Source organism: Mycobacterium sp. NGS45, from assembly GCF_059812645.1.
The window spans coordinates 177,133-196,797 of record NZ_JCALDB010000001.1; the positions used below are offsets into that span (position 1 = coordinate 177,133).

21 protein-coding genes, 4 tRNA genes and 1 pseudogene are annotated in these 19,665 nt (G+C 66.8%); 15 read left to right on the plus strand and 11 right to left on the minus strand.

What is annotated here, in order from left to right:
* The first annotated feature begins 68 nt into the window (after window positions 1-68).
* The 3 genes from pstC to pstB are packed head-to-tail and all read left to right on the plus strand — an operon-like array spanning window position 69 to window position 2,823.
* On the plus strand, window positions 69-1,094 hold the full coding sequence (gene pstC, locus AC5Y3P_RS00820; protein ID WP_500044261.1) for a phosphate ABC transporter permease subunit PstC: 1,026 nt from the start codon (window positions 69-71) through the stop codon (window positions 1,092-1,094).
* The gene (pstA, locus tag AC5Y3P_RS00825) at window positions 1,091-2,008 is read left to right on the plus strand and encodes a phosphate ABC transporter permease PstA (protein ID WP_500043987.1); all 918 of its coding nucleotides are present in this window, start codon (window positions 1,091-1,093) and stop codon (window positions 2,006-2,008) included. Before pstC ends, pstA begins: the two co-directional genes overlap by 4 nt.
* A gap of 38 nt (window positions 2,009-2,046) precedes the next feature.
* Window positions 2,047-2,823, plus strand: coding sequence for a phosphate ABC transporter ATP-binding protein PstB (gene pstB / locus AC5Y3P_RS00830; protein ID WP_500043988.1), 777 nt, complete (start codon window positions 2,047-2,049; stop codon window positions 2,821-2,823).
* Between the two features lie 84 nt (window positions 2,824-2,907).
* Here pstB and phoU read toward each other — a convergent pair whose 3' ends face one another.
* The 4 genes from phoU to AC5Y3P_RS00850 form a co-directional block, all read right to left on the minus strand.
* Window positions 2,908-3,564 carry a phosphate signaling complex protein PhoU gene (gene phoU, locus AC5Y3P_RS00835; RefSeq protein WP_500043989.1) on the minus strand — a complete coding sequence of 219 codons (657 nt, stop codon included), beginning with the start codon at window positions 3,562-3,564 and terminating at the stop codon, window positions 2,908-2,910.
* Window positions 3,565-3,646: 82 nt separating this feature from the next.
* On the minus strand, window positions 3,647-5,737 hold the full coding sequence (locus AC5Y3P_RS00840; RefSeq protein WP_500043990.1) for an LCP family protein: 2,091 nt from the start codon (window positions 5,735-5,737) through the stop codon (window positions 3,647-3,649).
* Between the two features lie 192 nt (window positions 5,738-5,929).
* On the minus strand, window positions 5,930-7,081 hold the full coding sequence (gene dusB, locus AC5Y3P_RS00845) for a tRNA dihydrouridine synthase DusB (RefSeq protein WP_500043992.1): 1,152 nt from the start codon (window positions 7,079-7,081) through the stop codon (window positions 5,930-5,932).
* Between the two features lie 32 nt (window positions 7,082-7,113).
* Complete coding sequence (locus tag AC5Y3P_RS00850) at window positions 7,114-8,121, minus strand: acyl-ACP desaturase (protein WP_500043993.1); 1,008 nt, start codon at window positions 8,119-8,121, stop codon at window positions 7,114-7,116.
* A 236-nt stretch (window positions 8,122-8,357) separates the two neighbouring features.
* On the opposite strand from AC5Y3P_RS00850, the gene AC5Y3P_RS00855 reads away from it, so the two are divergent.
* Window positions 8,358-8,816 carry a hypothetical protein gene (locus AC5Y3P_RS00855; protein ID WP_500043994.1) on the plus strand — a complete coding sequence of 153 codons (459 nt, stop codon included), beginning with the start codon at window positions 8,358-8,360 and terminating at the stop codon, window positions 8,814-8,816.
* A 17-nt stretch (window positions 8,817-8,833) separates the two neighbouring features.
* On the opposite strand, the gene AC5Y3P_RS00860 is transcribed toward AC5Y3P_RS00855, so the two are convergent.
* Window positions 8,834-9,427, minus strand: coding sequence for a TetR/AcrR family transcriptional regulator (locus AC5Y3P_RS00860; protein ID WP_500043995.1), 594 nt, complete (start codon window positions 9,425-9,427; stop codon window positions 8,834-8,836).
* A gap of 259 nt (window positions 9,428-9,686) precedes the next feature.
* Window positions 9,687-10,043, minus strand: a complete 357-nt coding sequence (locus tag AC5Y3P_RS00865; protein WP_500043996.1) for a DUF2510 domain-containing protein — start codon at window positions 10,041-10,043, stop codon at window positions 9,687-9,689.
* A 279-nt stretch (window positions 10,044-10,322) separates the two neighbouring features.
* On the opposite strand from AC5Y3P_RS00865, the gene AC5Y3P_RS00870 reads away from it, so the two are divergent.
* Complete coding sequence (locus AC5Y3P_RS00870) at window positions 10,323-11,429, plus strand: serine/threonine-protein kinase (RefSeq protein ID WP_500043997.1); 1,107 nt, start codon at window positions 10,323-10,325, stop codon at window positions 11,427-11,429.
* Window positions 11,430-11,461: 32 nt separating this feature from the next.
* Here AC5Y3P_RS00870 and AC5Y3P_RS00875 read toward each other — a convergent pair.
* Window positions 11,462-11,537, minus strand: a tRNA-Lys gene (locus AC5Y3P_RS00875).
* A 211-nt stretch (window positions 11,538-11,748) separates the two neighbouring features.
* On the opposite strand from AC5Y3P_RS00875, the gene AC5Y3P_RS00880 reads away from it, so the two are divergent.
* The 3 genes from AC5Y3P_RS00880 to AC5Y3P_RS00890 all read left to right on the plus strand — a co-directional run bounded on the left by AC5Y3P_RS00880 (window position 11,749) and on the right by AC5Y3P_RS00890 (window position 12,041).
* A tRNA-Glu gene (locus AC5Y3P_RS00880) sits at window positions 11,749-11,821 on the plus strand.
* A 32-nt stretch (window positions 11,822-11,853) separates the two neighbouring features.
* Window positions 11,854-11,930, plus strand: a tRNA-Asp gene (locus tag AC5Y3P_RS00885).
* A 37-nt stretch (window positions 11,931-11,967) separates the two neighbouring features.
* Window positions 11,968-12,041: transfer RNA gene (locus AC5Y3P_RS00890), tRNA-Phe, on the plus strand.
* Between the two features lie 135 nt (window positions 12,042-12,176).
* Here the strand turns inward: AC5Y3P_RS00890 and arsB are convergent.
* Both arsB and AC5Y3P_RS00900 read right to left on the minus strand, forming a co-directional pair.
* Window positions 12,177-13,747: pseudogene (arsB, locus tag AC5Y3P_RS00895) on the minus strand (ACR3 family arsenite efflux transporter).
* Window positions 13,726-14,148: an ArsI/CadI family heavy metal resistance metalloenzyme gene (locus AC5Y3P_RS00900; RefSeq protein WP_500043998.1), complete on the minus strand. Its 423-nt coding sequence runs from the start codon at window positions 14,146-14,148 to the stop codon at window positions 13,726-13,728. The pseudogene arsB and the gene AC5Y3P_RS00900 overlap by 22 nt, the downstream one beginning before the upstream one ends.
* Before the next feature lie 102 nt (window positions 14,149-14,250).
* Between AC5Y3P_RS00900 and AC5Y3P_RS00905 the strand changes: the two genes are divergently transcribed.
* From AC5Y3P_RS00905 to AC5Y3P_RS00935, 7 genes are all read left to right on the plus strand, one after another.
* Complete coding sequence (locus AC5Y3P_RS00905) at window positions 14,251-14,604, plus strand: Rv2640c family ArsR-like transcriptional regulator (protein ID WP_500043999.1); 354 nt, start codon at window positions 14,251-14,253, stop codon at window positions 14,602-14,604.
* 178 nt (window positions 14,605-14,782) lie between these two features.
* On the plus strand, window positions 14,783-15,142 hold the full coding sequence (locus AC5Y3P_RS00910) for a hypothetical protein (RefSeq protein WP_500044000.1): 360 nt from the start codon (window positions 14,783-14,785) through the stop codon (window positions 15,140-15,142).
* Window positions 15,143-15,190: 48 nt separating this feature from the next.
* The gene (locus AC5Y3P_RS00915) at window positions 15,191-15,868 is read left to right on the plus strand and encodes a hypothetical protein (RefSeq protein ID WP_500044001.1); all 678 of its coding nucleotides are present in this window, start codon (window positions 15,191-15,193) and stop codon (window positions 15,866-15,868) included.
* A 76-nt stretch (window positions 15,869-15,944) separates the two neighbouring features.
* Entirely contained in the window at window positions 15,945-16,337 is a 393-nt protein-coding gene (locus tag AC5Y3P_RS00920) for a nuclear transport factor 2 family protein (RefSeq protein WP_500044002.1), read from the plus strand.
* 73 nt (window positions 16,338-16,410) lie between these two features.
* Entirely contained in the window at window positions 16,411-16,836 is a 426-nt protein-coding gene (locus AC5Y3P_RS00925; protein ID WP_500044003.1) for a hypothetical protein, read from the plus strand.
* A 45-nt stretch (window positions 16,837-16,881) separates the two neighbouring features.
* Window positions 16,882-17,322 carry an SRPBCC family protein gene (locus AC5Y3P_RS00930; protein ID WP_500044004.1) on the plus strand — a complete coding sequence of 147 codons (441 nt, stop codon included), beginning with the start codon at window positions 16,882-16,884 and terminating at the stop codon, window positions 17,320-17,322.
* Window positions 17,323-17,371: 49 nt separating this feature from the next.
* On the plus strand, window positions 17,372-17,806 hold the full coding sequence (locus AC5Y3P_RS00935; protein ID WP_500044005.1) for an SRPBCC family protein: 435 nt from the start codon (window positions 17,372-17,374) through the stop codon (window positions 17,804-17,806).
* A gap of 70 nt (window positions 17,807-17,876) precedes the next feature.
* Here AC5Y3P_RS00935 and AC5Y3P_RS00940 read toward each other — a convergent pair whose 3' ends face one another.
* Complete coding sequence (locus AC5Y3P_RS00940) at window positions 17,877-18,206, minus strand: DUF732 domain-containing protein (protein ID WP_500044006.1); 330 nt, start codon at window positions 18,204-18,206, stop codon at window positions 17,877-17,879.
* 113 nt (window positions 18,207-18,319) lie between these two features.
* Entirely contained in the window at window positions 18,320-19,486 is a 1,167-nt protein-coding gene (locus tag AC5Y3P_RS00945) for a pyridoxal phosphate-dependent aminotransferase (RefSeq protein WP_500044007.1), read from the minus strand.
* Window positions 19,487-19,665: the final 179 nt, after the last annotated feature.

Below are 19,665 nucleotides of genomic sequence, written 5' to 3' on the forward strand. Positions count from 1 at the left end.
TGCATCGGGATCGATGAGGAAGCATGACGAGATCGACTAGCGACGCGAACGACGACGGGACCGCGACGATGACGACGCCGAATCCGATGGACGCCGGCTCCGCGCCGGTGGTCGCGTCGCCGATCCCGCAGCCCGAACCCACCGCCACCGATCCGCGGCGGGGCGCCAAGGTCCGCATCGGCGACCGGATCTTCCGGGCGCTCTCGGAGGGCTCCGGCGTCCTGATGGTCGTCCTGATCGCCGCGATCGGGCTGTTCCTGCTGTGGCGGGCGTTGCCGGCGCTGGCCCGCAACGAGGTGAACTTCCTGCTCTACGGCGGGAACTGGGTCACCACCGACACCTCGGCGATGCAGTTCGGGGTCGCCGAACTGTTCCAGGTGACGGTGTTCGTGTCGCTGTTCGCGCTGGTACTCGCGATGCCGATCGCGCTGGGCATCGCGATCTTCCTGACCCACTACTCACCGCGCCGACTGGCCGGCCCGCTGGCCTACATGGTGGATCTGCTGGCCGCGGTGCCGTCGATCATCTACGGCGTGTGGGGCCTGTACGTGCTCGCCCCGGTGCTGCGGCCGTTCGCGACCTGGATCAACGAGCACTTCGGTTGGTTCTTCCTGTTCGCCACCGGCAACGCGTCGGTGGCCGGCGGCGGCACGGTGTTCACCGCCGGCATCGTGCTCGCGGTGATGATCCTGCCGATCATCACCGCGGTCACCCGTGAGGTGTTCGTCCAGACCCCGCGCGGCCAGATCGAAGCCGCGCTGGCCCTGGGGGCCACCCGCTGGGAAGTGGTGCGCACGACGGTGTTGCCGTTCGGGATGTCCGGCTACATCAGCGGCGCGATGCTGGGCCTGGGTCGCGCACTCGGTGAGACCATCGCGTTGCTGATCATTCTGCGCGGCACCCAGAAGGCGTTCAGCTGGTCGCTGTTCGACGGCGGCTACACCTTCGCCAGCCTGATCGCTGCGGCGGCTTCGGAATTCAACGACGTGTACAAGGCCGGCGCCTACATCGCCGCCGGGTTGGTGCTGTTCATCTTGACGTTCGTCGTCAACTCGCTGGCCCGCGCCGCGGTGGCCGGGAAGGGCAAGTCATGAGCACCTCGACGCTGGACCGCCCGGTCAAGGCCGAGACCTTCCAGGGTGTCAGTCTGCGCCGCAAGATCACCGACAAGCTGGCCACCGTCCTGGTGACCGGATCGGTGCTGGTTGCGCTGATACCGCTGCTGTGGGTGCTGTACTCGGTGGTGGCCAAGGGTTTCGGGGCGGTCACCTCGAGCACTTGGTGGCTGAACTCGCAGGCCGGGATGACCGCGTTCATGGCCGGCGGTGGCGCCTATCACGCGATCGTCGGCACCCTGCTGCAGGGCCTGGTGTGCGCGATCATCTCGGTGCCGATCGGCGTGTTCGTCGGCATCTACCTGGTCGAGTACGGCGGCGGAACCCGCCTGGGTCGGTTGACCACCTTCATGGTCGACATCCTCACCGGTGTGCCGTCGATCGTGGCCGCGCTGTTCATCTACGCGCTGTGGGTGGCCAGCTTCGGGTTCGAACGTTCCGGCATGGCGGTCTCGCTGTCGCTGGTGCTGTTGATGATCCCGGTGATAGTGCGGGCCACCGAGGAAATGCTGCGCATCGTGCCGATGGACCTGCGTGAAGCCAGCTATGCACTGGGTGTGCCGAAGTGGAAAACCATTGTCCGGATTGTGATTCCGACTGCGTTGTCGGGCATCGTCACCGGCATCATGCTGGCGCTGGCGCGGGTGATGGGTGAGACCGCGCCGCTGCTGATCCTGGTGGGCTACGCCCAGAACATCAACTTCGACATGATGGGCGGGTTCATGGGTTCGCTGCCGGGCATGATGTACGACCAGACCTCGGCCGGCGCCGGGGCCAACCCGGTCCCCACCGACCGGATGTGGGGTGCGGCTCTGACCCTGATCCTGCTGATCGCCCTGCTCAACATCGCGGCCCGGTTCGCCGCGAAATTCTTTGCCCCCAAGAAGGTCTGAGCGAAGCTCTCCGGACAGACAAGGACTACTGATCGATCATGGCGAAGCGACTCGACCTCAAAGACGTCAACATCTACTACGGCGCGTTCCACGCGGTGGCCGATGTCTCACTGGCGGTTCCGCCGCGCAGCGTGACGGCCTTCATCGGCCCGTCCGGCTGCGGTAAGTCCACCGTGCTGCGCACCCTCAACCGGATGCACGAGGTGATCCCCGGCGCCCGGGTGGAGGGTTCGGTGCTGCTCGACGGCGAAGACATCTACGCCCCCGGCATCGACCCGGTCGGTGTGCGCAAGACCATCGGCATGGTCTTCCAGCGCCCGAACCCGTTCCCCACCATGTCGATTCGGGACAACGTGGTCGCCGGCCTGAAGCTGCAGGGTGTGCGCAACCGCGGTGTGCTCAACGAGACCGTGGAGCGCTCACTGCGGGGCGCCAACCTGTGGAACGAAGTCAAGGACCGGTTGGACAAGCCCGGCGGCGGGCTGTCCGGCGGTCAGCAACAGCGGCTGTGCATTGCGCGGGCCATCGCGGTGCAGCCGGACGTGCTGCTGATGGACGAGCCGTGTTCGGCCCTGGATCCGATTTCCACGCTGGCGATCGAGGACCTGATCTCGACGCTCAAGCAGGACTTCACCATCGTCATCGTCACGCACAACATGCAGCAGGCGGCCCGGGTCAGCGATCAGACCGCGTTCTTCAACCTGGAGGCCACCGGCAAGCCCGGCCGGCTGATCGAGATCGATGACACCGAGAAGATCTTCTCCAACCCGTCCCAGAAGGCCACTGAGGACTACATCTCCGGGCGGTTCGGCTGAGCCGCATCCGGGGCGAGCAGTGAAACGCCGGCCGCGACGAGATTCGTCGTGGCCGGCGTTTTGTCGTGCCGCCCGAGTTCGGTCTCAGGCGTCTTCGAAGGTCTGGAGATTGCCGGTGGCCTGGAAGATGACCCGGCGGGCCACCTCCACGGCGTGGTCGGCAAAGCGTTCGTAGAACCGGCCCAGCAGGGTGACGTCCACGGCGGCTGCGACACCGTGCTTCCATTCCCGGTCCATCAGCACGCTGAACAGGTGCCGATGCAGGTCGTCCATCGCATCGTCCTCTTCGTGGATGCGGGCAGCCTTCTCCGGATCTTGGGACAGCAGCACCTCCTGGGCGCTGTTGCCCAATTCGACTGCCAGACGGCCCATTTCGGCAAAGTAGCCGTTGACTTCTTCAGGTAGGGCATGCTGCGGATGACGGCGACGGGCGATCTTGGCGACGTGCAGGGCCAGCGCGCCCATCCGGTCGATGTCGGCCACCATCTGGATCGAGCTGACGATCGCGCGCAGGTCGCCGGCCACCGGGGCCTGCAAGGCCAACAGGACGAAGGCCGTCTCCTCGGCCTGCGTGCTCATCTCGGTGATCTGCTCGTGGTCGGTGATGACCTGCTCGGCAAGCACCAGATCGGCCTGCAGCAAGGCCTGGGTGGCGCGTTCCATCGCCTGCCCGGAGAGGCCACACATTTCGGCGAGTTGCGTGGTCAGCGCAGCCAACTGGTCATGGTAAGCGGTCCGCATGCCCACCAGACTACGTTGCTGCAGCTTGCGGGGCATCTAGCAGCGAGTGAACGCGGGGTGAACGTCGCCGGCTTCGATGGGCCTATTCGCAGCTGGTGTCGGCGCCGTTGGTCACGGTCAGGTCTTCGGGCAGCTGTGTCGGGGAGCTGCTGGAGCCGTGCGCCACATCCATGGTGAGCGAGGATCCGCTGGGCAGCGGCGCGCTGACCGAGCTGAAGTCGGAGGCCAGTACGACGTGGACTTCCTGACCGAATCCGGTCACCCGCTTCAGCTTGGGGTTGCCCAACGTGGCAGCCACCGTGGCGGCCGACTGCTCGTTGCCGGGCGAGTACATCACCGTGGTGGCGTCCAGCTCGGTCGAGTAGTCGTCCGGGGTGTCGACCTGGAAGCCGTGCAGCTCCAACTCGGCGCTGGCCGCCGAGCCGAGACCCGCGGTCTGGGTGGAGTTCGACACGTGCACCGTGACCTCTTGAGGGTCGATGGTGACCGCGTGGACCTGCTCGGTCACCGGGCTACTCGATTCCGTCTCCGGCGTCGAGTAGCCGTTCTCGGACTCTTTGGCGGCGGCGGTGACCGGGGTGGTGGTTTCGTTCTGGTCGTTCTCGCCAGGCAGCGGTTCGTCGTTGATGATGGCGTCGAACAGTGCGCGGATGTCCTCGGTGCGGGGCTGCTCGTTGCCCCACTCGTCGGCGTAGCCGGTGGTCGGAACGGTCACGAAGGTGATCCGGCCGGCCGAGACGCCCTGCAGCGACTGGCCGAGGTCCACCAGATCCTTGGTGTTGACGTTGTCGACGTAGCTGTCGTTGATGAACATGTTGACGACGTTGTTGAGCTTGCGCAGCGAGAAGAAGGTGTCCTTGGAGATCAGCGCGCGCAGCAACGACGACAAGAACAGCTGTTGCCGTTTGATCCGGCCATAGTCACCGTTGACCTCGGTGGTGATCTGACGGGCCCGGACGTAGTTCAAGGCCGTCGTGCCGTCGACGATCTGGCGGCCGGAGTTGGCCAGCACGGTGCCCAGCTCGTAATCCTCCAGCGGCGTGGTGCTACACACCTCGACGCCACCGAGCGCGTCGACCATCTTGGAGAACCCGGCGAAATCGACCGCCATGAACCGGTTGATCGACAGCCCGGAGATCTTCTGGATCACCTTGACCAGGCATTTCGGTCCGCCAGCGGCGTAGGCGGAGTTCAGCTTGGTCTCGGTGTACCACTCCTCGGGCCCGTAGGCTCCCTCGGTTTCGTTGTAGATCGGGCCGTACTCACCCGTGGAGGCATCCCAGGCCTCGCATTTCATCGGGGTGATGGCCAGGTCGCGCGGGAAGGAGACCGCCACCACCCGCTCGCGGTTGGCCGGGATGTTGACCAGGATCACCGAGTCCGACCGGGTGCCGGCAACGCCTCCGGTGTCGCCGGCGCCCATGTCGCTGTTCTCGCCGTAGCGACTGTCCACCCCGACGATCAGGAAGTTCTCGTCACCGAACTGCGCGTTCGGATCCAGGATGTCGCGTGAGTCGGGATCCAGCGCCGCGACGTTGTTGAGCCGGTTGTTCTTGCTGGCCGTCCACTGCCAAGCCGAGCCGGTCAGCACCAGGGCGAGTACCGCGAACAGCGCCGCTACGGTGCGTCCGGCCAGCAGGATCGAGCGGCGACGACGCTTGCCGCTACCTCGGTCCGCCTGCGGTTGGGCCGGCAGCAGCTGAGTCCGCGCCGCCGACGCGTCCCGGTGATCGGAGTCCAGCGCGTTCAGCGCCTGCCGCAGATCGTGGGTCTGCAGCCGGTCGGTTTCCGGCCAGTCCTGGACGTCGTCGTGCAGATAAGCGGTGTCGGTGGCCTCCGCGGCGTCCGGCTCGGCCTCGAACTGCGGTTCCGGATCGGCTTCCGGAGGGGTTTGCAGGGCGGCCGGGACGTCGCCGGTGACCTTCGCGAACAGATCGGCCACGCTGATCCCGCCGGCGCGCTGGGCCCGGCTGGCGCGCCGTCCGGTGGGCTCGTCCGAGTCGGCTGCGGTGGCCCCCAAATCGCTCTCGGAGGCGGTTTCGGACCCGGTTTCGGCTTCCAGTGCCCGCTCCCACGGCGCGGCGGCTGGTGGTTGGCGTCGGGATCGGGTAAGCCACTGATTGGCGCCATCGGGCCCGGACGTGCCAGGAGTGGCGTTTTCGCCGTCACTCATGTCCGTTCCAGCCTCCGACTACTGCGGTGTTCGTGATGCATCCCGCGGTGCGGCGTTCGTCGGCGCTGACGAACGCGTCCGTTCGTATGTCTCTAGCAGCCCGAGCGCGCAGCGCGCCAGTCGGGCGAAGTGAAACAGGTTCCCAATCGTAACGACAGATCCTGAGAAGCCTGGTTTCGAGATCGTCTCGATTCAGCCTCCGGAGTGCATAGCGTCGGCGCCTTCGGGCACGGTGCAATCGTCGGGATCGGCCAGCCAGCCCTCGGGCAGCGACACCGAGCCGGGGGAGCCTTGCCGGCCACGCGGACCGCTGCCGACGGCCGGGAAGGGCGCATCGACCTCGAGTTGATCCAGCAGCGCGTCGAGTTCGCTGCGCGTCTTCACCAACGCCAGCGCGCGGCGCAGATCCGAGCCGACCGGGAAGCCGTGCAGGTACCACGCGATGTGCTTGCGCATGTCCCGCATGCCCTTGTCTTCGCCGAAGTGAGCGCTGAGCAGTTCACCGTGACGACGGATGATGTCGGCCACTTCCCCAAGGTTCGGCGGGGTCGGTGCCGGGACGCCGGTGAACGCGGCCGACAACTCGGCGAACAGCCACGGTCGACCCAGACAACCGCGGCCGATCACGACGCCGTCGCAGCCGGTCTTGGCCATCATGGCCAGCGCGTCGGGGGCGTCGAAGATGTCGCCGTTCCCGAGCACCGGGATGGTCGTGACATGAGCTTTGAGCTGGGCGATTTCGTCCCAGTCGGCAGTTCCCGAGTAACGCTGGGCGGCGGTACGCGCGTGCAGCGCGACCGCGGCCGCACCTTCCTGCTCGGCGATCCGGCCGGCGTCGAGATGGGTGTGGTGGGCGTCGTCGATCCCGATCCGGAACTTGACGGTCACCGGAATGCCCGCAGACTCGGTGGCGCGCACCGCGGCTGAGACGATCTGACCGAAGAGTCTGCGCTTGTAGGGCAGGGCCGCCCCGCCGCCGCGCTTGGTCACTTTCGGGACCGGGCAGCCGAAGTTCATGTCGAGGTGATCGGCCAGGCCCTCGTCGGCGATCATCTTTGCTGCCGCGTACGTGGTGGCCGGGTCGACCGTGTACAGCTGCAGCGAACGGGGCGATTCCTCGGCGGCGAACGTCGTCATGTGCATGGTGCTGGCGTGCCGTTCCACCAGGGCGCGTGCCGTCACCATCTCGCAGACGTACAGGCCGCTGACCGTGCCGACGCGTTGCTGTTCGAGTTCCCGGCACAGCATCCGGAAAGCGACATTCGTCACACCGGCCATCGGGGCCAGCACCACCGGACTGGGCAGCGTGAACGGCCCGATCCGCAATGCGGATCGGGCCGGCACGGTGCTGCGGCTGCCCGACGGCGGCAGGTCCGTCAGGATGCTGCTGCTGATGACGTCACCAACAGGTTCTTCATGGCCTTCTTCTCGGCCACCTTGCGTTCCCGCTCGAGCCGGCGCTGCTTGGCCACCTCGAACTTCTCGCAGGCGTCCTCGAGTTCCGTGATCACCTTGCCGAGCTCGTCGCGCAACCGGGCGCCCTCGCCGGTGAAGTCCTCGCGCTCGAAGATGCGCCACTTCTTGAGCACCGGCATCACCACGTCATCGAGGTGGATACGCGGGTCGTACACGCCGCCGACCGCGATGATGACGGCCTTGCGGCGGAAGTCGGGCACCGTGTACCCGGGCATCCGGAAGTTGGACAGCACCCGGTACAGCGAGGCCATCGCCTGGTTCGGGGCGATCTCGAGCCCGGCGGCGCTGACGTCGCGGTAGAAGATCATGTGCAGGTTCTCGTCGGCCGAGACGCGCTGCAGCAGCTGATCGGCGACCGGTTCGTTGCAGGCCTTGCCGGTGTTGCGGTGCGAGACGCGGGTGGCCAGTTCCTGGAATGACACGTACATCACCGAGTCGAACAGGCTCTCGGCGAACAGGTCGCCCTGCTGGTTCTGGCCGGGCGAGAAACCGCGCGTGACCTGCTCCATCCGGGTGATTTCCAGTTCCACCGGGTCGACCGCTCGGGTCACCAGCAGGTAGTCGCGCAGCGCGATGCCGTGCCGGTTCTCCTCAGCGGTCCACCGGTTGACCCAGAACCCCCACGGTCCGTCCATCGAGAAGTTCATCGCGATCTCGCGGTGATACGACGGCAGGTTGTCCTCGGTGAGCAGGTTCTGCACCATCGCGGTCCGCGCGACCTCGTCGAGCTTGGACTCCTCGGGATTCCAATCCTGTCCGCCGAGCGCATAGAAGTTCTTGCCGTCCGACCACGGGATGTAGTCGTGCGGGTTCCAGTCCTTCGTCATCTTCATGTGGCGGTTGATCTGCTGCTCGACCACGGGTTCGAGCTCGTGGAGCAGCTGCAGATCACTCAAGTCCTGCGACACAGGCCCTCCCAGTTATCTGTACCTGTCGGTCTCAGTCAATATATCTGTGTACCCCGGTACCATTCAAGTTGGTCCCGGTGTGTTCAGGATTGCAATTTGGTGTCGTCGGTCGCGGGCGTGATATGCATCGCGTGGCCTGCGGCGATGGTCGTTGCCGAGTAACATCTGGGACATGCCGGGCACTGCCCGGCGACATACTCCTGATCCCATACCTGAATCCGCAGAGGATGCCTCACGTGAATAAGCACATCGTCGTCGGCGTCGGCGCGCTCGGAATCTCTGGCGTCGCAGTCGCCCTGTTCGGCGCCGGCGTGGCGGGTGCCGATGCCTATGCAGGTCTGTCCTACGACGATGCGGCCAGCGTGGCCAGCAGCTCCGGCCAGTCCATCGTGATCGCCGCCCGGGTCGGCAATCTGCCGGATGGCGAGTGCATGGTCGAGCGTTCCCAGACCGCACCATTCGTTTCCAGCCACGACTTCAGCCATGCCTCCGGCACGGTGCAGTTCTACTTGAACTGCACTGCTGCGTATGCACAGCCGGGTGAGGCCGGCCACTCGGTGGCCAGCCCGTACGGCAAGGCGGCCCGGGATGAGGCCGACGCGGCGGCCGCCGCCCAGCGCGAGGCGCAGGCCCAGCAGGAACGCTACGAACAACTGCTCGACGAAAACAACCCGGCCGGTACGCCGACCGGTTGATGACGCAGGATCGGCGCTCAACGCCGATTGAGTAACAGGTCCACGCAGAAGTCGACGAACTGTTCCCGGGTGGCGGTCAGCCGGCCCTCCAGGTAATTGGCGAACAGCGCGGTCAACCCGCCGATCAGGCTGGTCGCGGTCATCGCCTGGATCGCCGGATCGGTGATCGTGGTCAACTTGCGCTGCAGCAGGTCGATGAAGGTCGGCATCCACTCGGCCCCGGAGGTGCTCAGCACCGGTTCCGCGCTCGGTGCCAGCAACAGCACCCGGCCGTGCACTGGTTCGTCGACCATCAAGGTGATGAAGCGCTCGACGGCGTCGCGCGCGGTGGTCGCCGCGGTCAGCGCAACCATCGCCTGAGTGCAGACCTCGGCGTAGACCGCGCGGATGAATTCGTCGCGGTCGCTGAAGCTTTCGTAGAAATACCGTTCGGTCAGGCCGGCGCCGCGGCACACCGCCCGCACGGTGACGGCCGGGCCCTTCGCACTGCCGAGTAGCCGAATCCCGGCGTCGAGCAGCTGGCCGCGCCGGCGGGCCTGGCGATCCTCGAGCGGAACGCCGGTCCAGCGACCGCGGCGTTGACCGGAGTCTGGGCTGCTCCTGGGCTGCATCTTTGGCAACGTACGTAGTCCATGCTCGATGGGTAGTGGAGTTTAGGTGATTCTGCCGCGATGCCCGAGGGCAACCAAGCCAACCGCGACGTTCCGGCACTGCGGAACTGCCCAAAACCGGCGGCTGCGCAATGGGTTCCGGGCTCCTGTGCACTCCGTTGCAGGGTCGGATCATCGCTCCGTGGGTGCGCTAGGTGACCGTGCGGCGTCATGACCAACCACAGGCCCTACCACTATTGCCCGGTGCGCACCGGGCAATTCAGCGCGCCGCGGTGTGCCAACTCCAGTCGGCGCCGTTGTAGTAGCGGAGCTGGATGTGGTTGGCCGGGTCGGGAAACCAGCCGGCCTGCACCGGCGGGTACCGGCCGTGCACGCCGCGCGGATCGCCGGCCAACGTCAAGGCGTGCTCGTGTTGGGCGCGTGCCAGCAGGCCTGCGCGCCGGGCGGCTTGGCTGCGCGCGCGATCGGCGATGATCAGGTAGGCGGCCAGCGCGGCGCCCGTTGCGACCATCGGGTACCAACCGTGCTGGAAGCACCAGAACAGCGTGAGCGCGCCGAAGGCCGTCAGCCACGGGCGCCGGCGCCAGAACGGGCGCCGAACCAGGTCGGGAAACATACCCACCGATTGTAGGAAAGAGCCCGGCGCGTTGCCCGGGTGTTGTCGGTCCTCCGTGGTCTCATGGGGGCAGAGATCAGCGAGGTGAGGACCATGACGACGGCGTGGCTACTGGGACCGCCACTGGCCGTGGCCTACGCGATCCTGGTGCTGCGGGGCGGGGCCATCCTAGGGCGACTGTGGGAACGCCGCCATCCGTACCGCGACGGGTAGTGGACCGACGTGACCCTTGGTTGCGCCTGGCCTGAACAGCGCGGCCCGACGGCTACGGTATATCCCATGTTGGCCCCCGAACTGCTCGGCGGTCGCTACGAGTTGCGGGGGATCCTGGGCCGTGGCGGGATGGCCGAGGTACGCGAGGGCTGGGACAGCCAGACCGGGCAGATGGTCGCGATCAAGCTGCTCTATCCCGGTTTCGACAGCAACCCGGACTATCTGCGCCGGTTCTGGGCCGAAGCGCAGTCGGCCTCGGCATTGCAACACCCCAACATCGTGACGATCTACGGCCACGGCGAGCACAACGGGTCACCGTTCATCGTGATGGAGCGGTTGCCTGGCACCAGCCTGGCCGACCGGATCGCGCAGGGCCCGATGGAACCGGCCTACGTCCGCAAGATGCTCACGGACGTGCTCTCGGCGCTGTCGGCCGCGCATGCGGCCGGCATCATGCACCGCGACATCAAACCGGCCAACATCTTGTTCACCGCCACTGGTGACGTGAAGGTCGCCGATTTCGGCCTGGCCAAGGGACCCAACACGCACCGCACCGACACCGGCCAGATCATGGGAACCATGGCCTACATGAGCCCGGAACGCCTGGCCGGTCAGGTCGCCACCGTCACCGACGACATCTACGCCGTCGGCGTGGTCGGGTACGAAGCGCTGACCGGGCGCCGGGCATTCCCGGAGGAGAACCTGGTGGCGCTCACGCACGCCATCACGGAGCAACCGCCACCGCCGCTGTCGGTGCTCAACCCGGGTTTCGAGCCGCAACTTTCAGCGGTGGTGGATCGGGCGATGGCGCGCGAAGCGCGGGCCCGCTTTCCCAGCGCAGAAGCCATGCGCACGGAACTGGCCAACGTCGATGGCGAACCGGTGACCGGGCCCATTCCGGTGCTGTCGCCGACATCGACGTCGTCGCAGCGGTCGGATCCCCCCACCCAGCCGGTGCCGATCCTGCTGCCGCGCCGCAGTTCCGGTCGGTTGGCACTGTTGGTGTTGGCGGCGCTGATCGGGTTGGCGGTGGTGGTCGTGGCCATCGTGGCGTTCGGCCTCGGGGCTTCCAGTCAGGGGCCGGTGACGCCGGAGGTGGTCACCTCGACGGTGGTGTCGACACCGCCGGCCGTGACCTCTGAGCCGGACGGCGGCCTGGAGCCGGCGGAGTAGACCGGTCGACTTTGGTATTGCGCTGACTGTCGTGGTGCCCCCACCAGGGCTCGAACCTGGGACCTGCGGATTAAAAGTCCGTAGCTCTACCAACTGAGCTATAGGGGCTGCGGGGGAAAAGGATACCGGTCCCCGAAGCCGCCGACGAACGAGGCGGCCGCCAGCGCGGTGACCGGGCCCGTCAGCCGACGAAGCAGCCGGCAGCCGCCCGCAGTTCCTGCGGGCTGACCTCCCATTTTGGCAATGCGGCACGCGTGCCCTAAGCTATCGAAGCTCCCAACGCACAGCGTTGCGAGTACCCCGGAGAGATTCGGCTTTGGCCCCCTTCGTCTAGCGGCCTAGGACGCCGCCCTTTCAAGGCGGTAGCGCGGGTTCGAATCCCGTAGGGGGTACCCGCTCCGTAATGCGAGCGGAGTACGAGTAAGGCCCTGTGGCGCAGTTGGTTAGCGCGCCGCCCTGTCACGGCGGAGGTCGCGGGTTCGAGTCCCGTCAGGGTCGCCAGAACGGCATTTCGGTGGTGCGTGAGCCGATGCCTTCCGGCCAGGTAGCTCAGTTGGTACGAGCGTCCGCCTGAAAAGCGGAAGGTCGCCGGTTCGATCCCGGCCCTGGCCACTTCAAGAACCACCTGGTGACGGGTGGTTTTTCTGGTTTCTGGAGGCCTTGGTGCGAAGGCCCCGCGGCCGTCAGGGCTGCGGGGGTTCGGTGTTTGTGGGGCCTGGATTAGCCGCACTCGACCTGGATGACCCGCTATTGGGCAGCGATGAGTTCGATAGCCAGGGCTTCGACGCGGGCGGCGATGTCGTCGCGCACGAGGCGCATCCGTTCGATCCCGTCGATACCGCGCTCGGCGGGCTCGTCGGTGTCCCAGTTGACCAGGCGCACACCTCTCGGCGGGACGACGACTGCTTCGCGACCGAGAGTGACCACCAGGTCGACTCGGGCGAGCAGCTCGGGGTCAATGGGCTTCGGGGTCTCGGCGGTGATGTCGACGCCGACCTCGGCGAGCGCCGCGGCGGAGAGGCCGTTGACCGCGCTGCCGGGCTTGGTTCCGGCCGAGTGCACCTCGACGGCGTCGCCGGCGGTCTTGCGCATCAGGCCGGCGGCCATCTGGGACTTGCCGCCGTTCTTCACGCACACGAACAGCACACTGGGCATTCCGCTGTCGGCGGTGGTCGGATTGTCGGGCATCAGTCGACGCTCCTGGACGGATCAGCGGAAGACAAGGCAGTGCCGGCGGGAGCGCTGAGCGGGAATCGCTTCCGCAGGGTCAGTGACACGTACACCAGGGCCACCAAGACGGGGACCTCGATCAGCGGTCCGACCACGCCGGCGAGGGCCTGTCCGGAGGTGGCGCCGTAGGTGGCAATCGCGACGGCGATGGCGAGCTCGAAGTTGTTGCCCGCAGCGGTGAACGCGAGCGTGGTGGTGCGCTCATAACCCAGGCCCATGACGGCGCCGAGCAGGTAGCCGCCACCCCACATCACCGCGAAGTACGCCAGCAGGGGCAGGGCGATGCGGGCGACGTCCCAGGGGCGGGAGGTGATCTGCGCGCCCTGCAGGGCGAAGAGGATGGCGATGGTGAACAGCAGCCCGTAGAGCGCCCACGGCCCGACGCGGGGCAGGAACTTCGCCTCGTACCAGTCGCGGCCCCTGGTCTTCTCGCCGATCCGGCGCGAGAGGTAGCCGGCGAGCAGCGGGATGCCGAGGAAGATCAGCACGGACTTGGCGATCTGCCACGGCGAGGTACTGATGGTCGTCTGTTCCAGGCCGAGCCAGCCGGGCAGGATCGACAGGTAGAACCAGCCGAGGACGGCGAACATCATCACCTGGAACACCGAGTTCAAGGCGACGAGCACCGCGGCTGCCTCACGGTCGCCGCAGGCCAGGTCGTTCCAGATGATCACCATCGCGATGCACCGGGCCAGGCCCACGATGATCAGCCCGGTCCGGTACTCCGGCAGGTCGGGTAGCAGCAGCCAGGCCAGGGCGAACATCAGCGCCGGGCCGACGACCCAGTTCAGCAGCAACGACCCCACGAGCAGCTTGCGGTCGCCGGTGACGGTGTCGAGGCGGTCGTAGCGGACCTTCGCCAGCACCGGGTACATCATGATCAGCAGCCCGAGGGCGATCGGCAGCGAGATGCCGTCGACCTGAATCTTCTCCAGCGCGGTGTTCAGGCCGGGGATCCACCGGCCAAGTAGCAGGCCGGCCGCCATCGCCGCGCCGATCCAGACCGGTAGGAACCGGTCGAGGGTCGACAACTTCCCGACGACCGGCTGATCCTTGGCGGGCGCGGTCACTGCGCGCCGCAGTCGCATGCGGCGGTCGTTGCCACCTGCTCACCGCCGAAGGTCTCGGCGTCGGCGAGGACGGTGTAGACCTCCCACCGCTCGCCGCCCGGGCCGGTAACCCACACCTTGTCCTGCGTGGCGAAGCAGCAGGTGGTGCCGATCTCCTCCTCGGTGATCATCTCGGCCTCGGTAAGGCGCGCGATCTCAGAGTGCACCGTCTCGCTGGACTCGACCTCGACTCCGAGGTGGTTGAGCGTGCCGCCGCGCCCCGGGTTCTCGATCAGGACCAGCTTCAGCGAGGGGTCGGCGACCGCGAAGTTCGCGTACCCGGGCTTGACCTTGGCCGGCTCGGTGTTGAAGAGCTTGGAGTAGAACTCGATCGACTCCTCCAAGTTGTCGACGTTGAGGGCGAGTTGAGTGCGGGACATGGCACCTACCTCCATAGCTTTGAGACGTTTATCGAATCACTTCCAGACCTGTTCTACGCCACCTCTTCGACATATGTCAACAGGGTGCGTACGATCGGCTTCATGCCCAAGGCGCTGCCCGTGATCGACATGACCGAGCCGGTCTGCTGCGCGCCGGTCGCCGCAGTTCCGGCCGATGACGCGGCGGCGCTGGACGTGGCGATGCGGCTCAAGGCGCTCGCGGATCCGGTCCGAGTGAAGCTGCTGTCCCTGCTGTTCACCTGCGGTGAGCCCTGCACCACAGGCTCCCTCGCAGCCGCGGTCGACCTCGCGGAATCCACCGTGAGCCATCACCTGGGGCAACTGCGCACTGCGGGCTTCGTGACGTCGGAGCGACACGGCATGAGTGTGCACCACACACCTCGTCGGGATGCGCTGACAGCACTGTGCCAGGTGCTCGATCCCAGCTGCTGCTAGGCCGCCCACGCCTCTCGTCGTCATCCTCGTCAGGCCTTGGTAGCAACCGATGTGACATCGTGCGTCAGTTGCGTTTCGAGTTCGCTGCGGCAGCGTTGCGAAATCGTGGGGGAAATTGCCTCGCGGCAAAGATTCTGGGACGTTTGCAGTTATGGGCAAGGCAGCGGTCGGCGCGAAAGTGCGTATCTACCCTGGTAGTGCGGACGAGCAGTCCGGTCTGATCGTCGAGGACTTCGGTGACGACGCCGGGCAGGCAGTCGAAGTGGGCGAACATCGCATCGCCGAACCCGGTCGTCGCTGGGCCGTCGCCGTCGACGACGGCAACCTGGCGTTCGTGAATACCGGCGACCTCGTGGTCGACGTCGAAGCCGCCGAACCTGAGCCCGCGCCAGAGCCCGAGCCCGGCGACGAGCAGCCCGAGGTGACCGACGTCGACGACACCGAGGCCGTCGAGGCGGCCGAACAGGCCGATGAGTCCGATGACGACGACGACGTCATCGACGTCGAAGAAGTCGCCGACCCCGACGCCGACGAGTAGCGCCGGGGCGGGATCGACGCCCAATTCGAATCTGCGTACGGTGCTTTCGTGCCGTTGCTGATCTGGGTGCTCGCGCTGGTGGCCGTGCTGGTGTCGGCGGGTTGCACGGACCCGGACACTCCGCCGGCCAGTGCACCGACCACGCCGCCGGCCGACGCGTTGCGCTCGGACCTGGTGACCGCGGCGGACTTCCCGGGCCGCTCCTGGACCGTGCGTGACATCACCGACGAACTCGAGGACGACGAACCGCAGGCCGGCACCGCGGACCCCGCCGAGTGCGACGCCGCCGCCACGACCACGCTGTCGCAAGCCGTGGCGGCCTCGATCAGCAGATCGGATAAGCCGCAGGTGATGGTCAGCATGTCCCGGGTCGAGGCCGGGGAGGACCTGCTGGCCGAGACCCGGGCGTGGATCCAGCGGTGCGCGAGTTTCACCGTGCAGGTCAACCAGGACGCCGGCACCGGCGCGGCGAGCGTCGAGGAACGCCCGACACCAGCGACCGACGCCGCCACGGTGAGCTTCAGCTACAACGTCGAAGTGCACAGCGAAGTCGGCGGCAACGACGTGGACGCGAGCTTGACCATGCTGGTGAACACCGCCCAAGTCGACGACATCGCGGTGCTGGCGATGAGCATGGGTGGCAGCGGCTGGGGCGGCCCGGATGTGGCACCCGAACCGGAGATGCTCGACGAAGTCTTCGTCACCCAGGTCGCCAAGATCAGCTAACTGCGATTTCGGTGCGCGCAGGGGTCCTGGACGCCCCCGAACGCACCGAAATCGCGAGGGGTTTAGCGTTGCGGGTATGCATCCGTTCCGCGCTGCCGTCGAAGCCGGCGACTTCGACGCCCTGCCCGCCCTGCTCGCCGACGACGTGGTGTTCTACAGCCCCATCGCGCACCGCCCCTATCAAGGCCGTCAAACCGTGGCCGTGATCTTGAGTGCGGTCGCGAAGGTCTTCCAAGATCTGCACTACGACAAGGAAATTGGTGCTTCCGACGCGCCCGATCACGCCCTGCTGTTCACCGCCCGGGTCGGCGAACTGACCATCAACGGCTGCGACTTCCTGCACACCGGCGCAGACGGTCTGATCGACGAGTTCACCGTGATGCTGCGGCCGCTCAAAGCGGTCACGGCCTTCGCCGAGAAGATGGGCGTGGAGTTCGCCAAGGCGATGGAGGAATCCGGCCTGGAATGAAGTAGCCCGTTACCTGTGCGGCTAACGCTCCGATGATGCATTCTGGTACTACGACCGGCTGGGGGAGGCGGCGATGGCCAGGATTGGCAACGACAGGATGATTGTGGGCGGGGAACGGCGCGCGGATCGGAGCTGGTTGTTCACGATCAGCTACACCGCGCTGTTCACCGAGACCGACATCGGGGGGCGGTTCGACGATTCGGTAGCGATCTGCGAACTGGACGGTGACGGCCTACGTGGGCACCCGCACGAACACGCGGTGGGTTTCCGGGCCACCGGGCCACGGGTGTTCCGCAAGAAACGCATCGTGGTGCGCGGCGACGAGTACGACGCGGTCAACGGGCTGGACACGGTGTGCGCGTTGATCCGGCTGCATGACTGCGCGGCCGACGAGGCGTTCGTCGACGAGCAGCGCACCCCGCCGTGGGTGCCCGGGCAGCCGACGGTCGATGCCCGACCGCACCGCGACGTCGCAGAGGCAGTGTTGTCGGTTCGGTGAGGCGAATTCCATCGGCGCTGACCGGGGATCGCTAGTGTTTGCGGCATGGCAGTCAAAGATTCCCGTGAAGTGACCATCGAGGCGACACCCGAAGAGATCCTGGACGTCATCGCCGACGTGGAGAACACGCCTAGTTGGTCTCCGCAGTACCAGAAGTCGGAGGTCCTCGACCGCTACGAGGATGGCCGGCCCAAACAGGCCAGGCACACGATCAAGGCGGCCGGACTGACCGACCAACAGGTGATCGAATACACCTGGACCGATACCAGCGTGAGCTGGACTTTGGTGTCCGCCGGGCAGATCAAGTCACAGGACGCCAGCTACACCCTGACGCCGGATGGCGACAAGACCAAGGTCCGCTTCGAATTGGCGGTCGATCCGTCCGTCCCGATCCCGGGTTTCTTGCTGAAACGGACCCTCAAGGGCGGCATGGAGACCGCGACCGACGGGCTGCGCAAGCAGGTGCTCAAAGTCAAGAAGGGCTGACCCGAACTTTTTGCTGCGCGGGCCCGCGTAGCTCACTAAGTTCGATGGTGTGGCCGTACGTGCGTCGCGGGAGATCACCATCGAGGCACCGCCGGAAGCCATCCTGGATGTGCTTGCCGACGTCACCACGATGCCGTCCTGGTCACCGGTGCACACCCGCGCCGAAGTGGTCGACACCTACCCGGACGGACGTCCGCACCACGTGCGAGCGACGTTCAAGGTGCTCGGCTTCGTCGACCGCGAGCTGCTCGAATACCACTGGGGTCCGAACTGGGTGGTCTGGGATGCCGAACCGACTTCGCAGCAGCGTGCCCTACACGTCGAGTACAACCTGATTCCCGACCACGATCGGGAGAACACCCGGGTCCGTTTCGACATCACCATGGAACCCGCCGTGCCGGTGCCGGGCTTCCTGATCCGCCGCGGTGAACGTGCCGTGCTGCACGCTGCGACTCGGGGTCTGCGTCGACGCGTGCTGGCCTGACCGGAAAATGGTGGCCGCCCAAGCGGTGTACCGGGTGGCAGCTCCTAGGCGGGCCGGCTCAGCTCTGCTCTCAACCCGGGGCTTGGGTGCACAAGTTGCCCCGGGCCAGGCTCACCAAGTTGGCGGCTTCGGCGGGGTCGGCACCGTAGTTGGCGGCGGTGGCGGCGACCACGTCGTCGTGCGAGTTTCCGGTGTACAGCATTCGGCAGGCCTGGTACGCGGCGGTCAGACGCTGATCGTCGTCGCCCGGGAAGCCGTGGGTGCCGTCCAGGACGTTCTGCATATCCGGCGTGATGACGGTGGGCCAGGCCAGTGCCGGTGTGGCCGTCAGGCCCAGCAGTGCCCCGGCCACCAGCGCACCACCGGCGATCACCCGCACACGTTGCTTTGCTGCAGACATGGTTTGGTCTCCTCGGGTCGGGCTGCGCGCGCGGTTGGCGCGCCGTTGCATCGAGCCTACGGGCCCCCGGAGGCCGTTGACCGCAGCAATTTTCGCCGTAGCCGGAGTGCTCGTCAGCGCAGCGTCGACAGCCGGCGGATGCCTTCGTCCAGGGTGTCATCGTGTTTGCAGAACGCGAACCGCACCAGGTGGTTCCACTCGGCGAAGTAGGGGCCGTCGGGATCGCAGAACGCGGCCAGCGGAATCGCGGCGACTCCCACGCGGTGCGGCAATTCACGGCAGAACTGCATGCTGTCGGAGAACCCGAGTGGCCGGGGGTCGGCGCACAAGAAGTAGGTGCCTGAACTGGTGTGGACCTCAAAACCGATGTCGCGCAACGCGGTAGCGAGCTTGTCGCGTTTGGCCTGTAGATCGTCGCGCAACGCGGCGACCCAGCTGTCCTCGTTGTTCAGCGCGTGCGCCACGGCCGGCTGAAACGGCGCTCCACCGACGTAGCTCAAGTACTGCTTGGCGGCCCGGACCCCGGCGATCAACTCGGCCGGCCCACACGCCCACCCGATCTTCCAGCCCGTGCAGTTGAACATCTTGGCGGCGCTCGAGATCGTCACCGTGCGCTCGGCCATCCCCGGATAGCCGGCCAGCGGCCGGTGCACGGCGTCGTCGAACACCAGGTGTTCGTAGACCTCGTCGGTGATCACCAGCAGGTCGCGCTCGACGGCCAGTTCGGCGACCGCACGCAGCTCCTCGTCGCGCAGCACCGTGCCGGTCGGGTTGTGCGGAGTGTTCAGGATCAACGCCCGAGTCTGCGGGCCGACGGCGCGGCGCAGCGCGTCCAGGTCGAGCGCGAAGCCCAGGCCCTCGGCCACCAGCGGCGCGGTGACGCGTCGACACCCCGCCATGGCGACGACCGGGGCATACGAGTCGTAGAACGGTTCGATCAGCACCACCTCGGCGCCCGGCTCGACCAGACCGAGCACCGCACCGGCGATCGCCTCGGTCGCGCCCACCGTGACCAGGATCTCGGTCTCGGGGTCGTAGTCCACCCCGAAGGCGCGTTTGCGCTGGTTGGCGATGGCCTCGCGGAGCTCCAGGATGCCCAGGCCGGGCGGGTACTGATTGACCCCGGCGGCGATCGCGTGCTGCGCGGCCTCGAGCATGCCGGCCGGGCCGTCCTCGTCCGGAAAGCCCTGCCCCAGATTGACCGCGCCGATCTTTGCCGCCAGGGCCGACATTTCGGCGAAGATCGTCACGGCGTAGGGCTGCAGTCGGGACACTGTCATGGTCAGCGAGCCTACGGCGCCGGCTCGCGCGGCGAGCGGAGCGCGGACGCCGGCGGATGCTGAGCGAACGCCCAACCAAGCGGTTGGGAGACAGTGCTAGGCTGGCCACGCAGGGGACCACCCTCCATGTGCGGGCCGACCGGGTTTTTCGGCGGTTCGCATCGCCAACCTGAACAGGA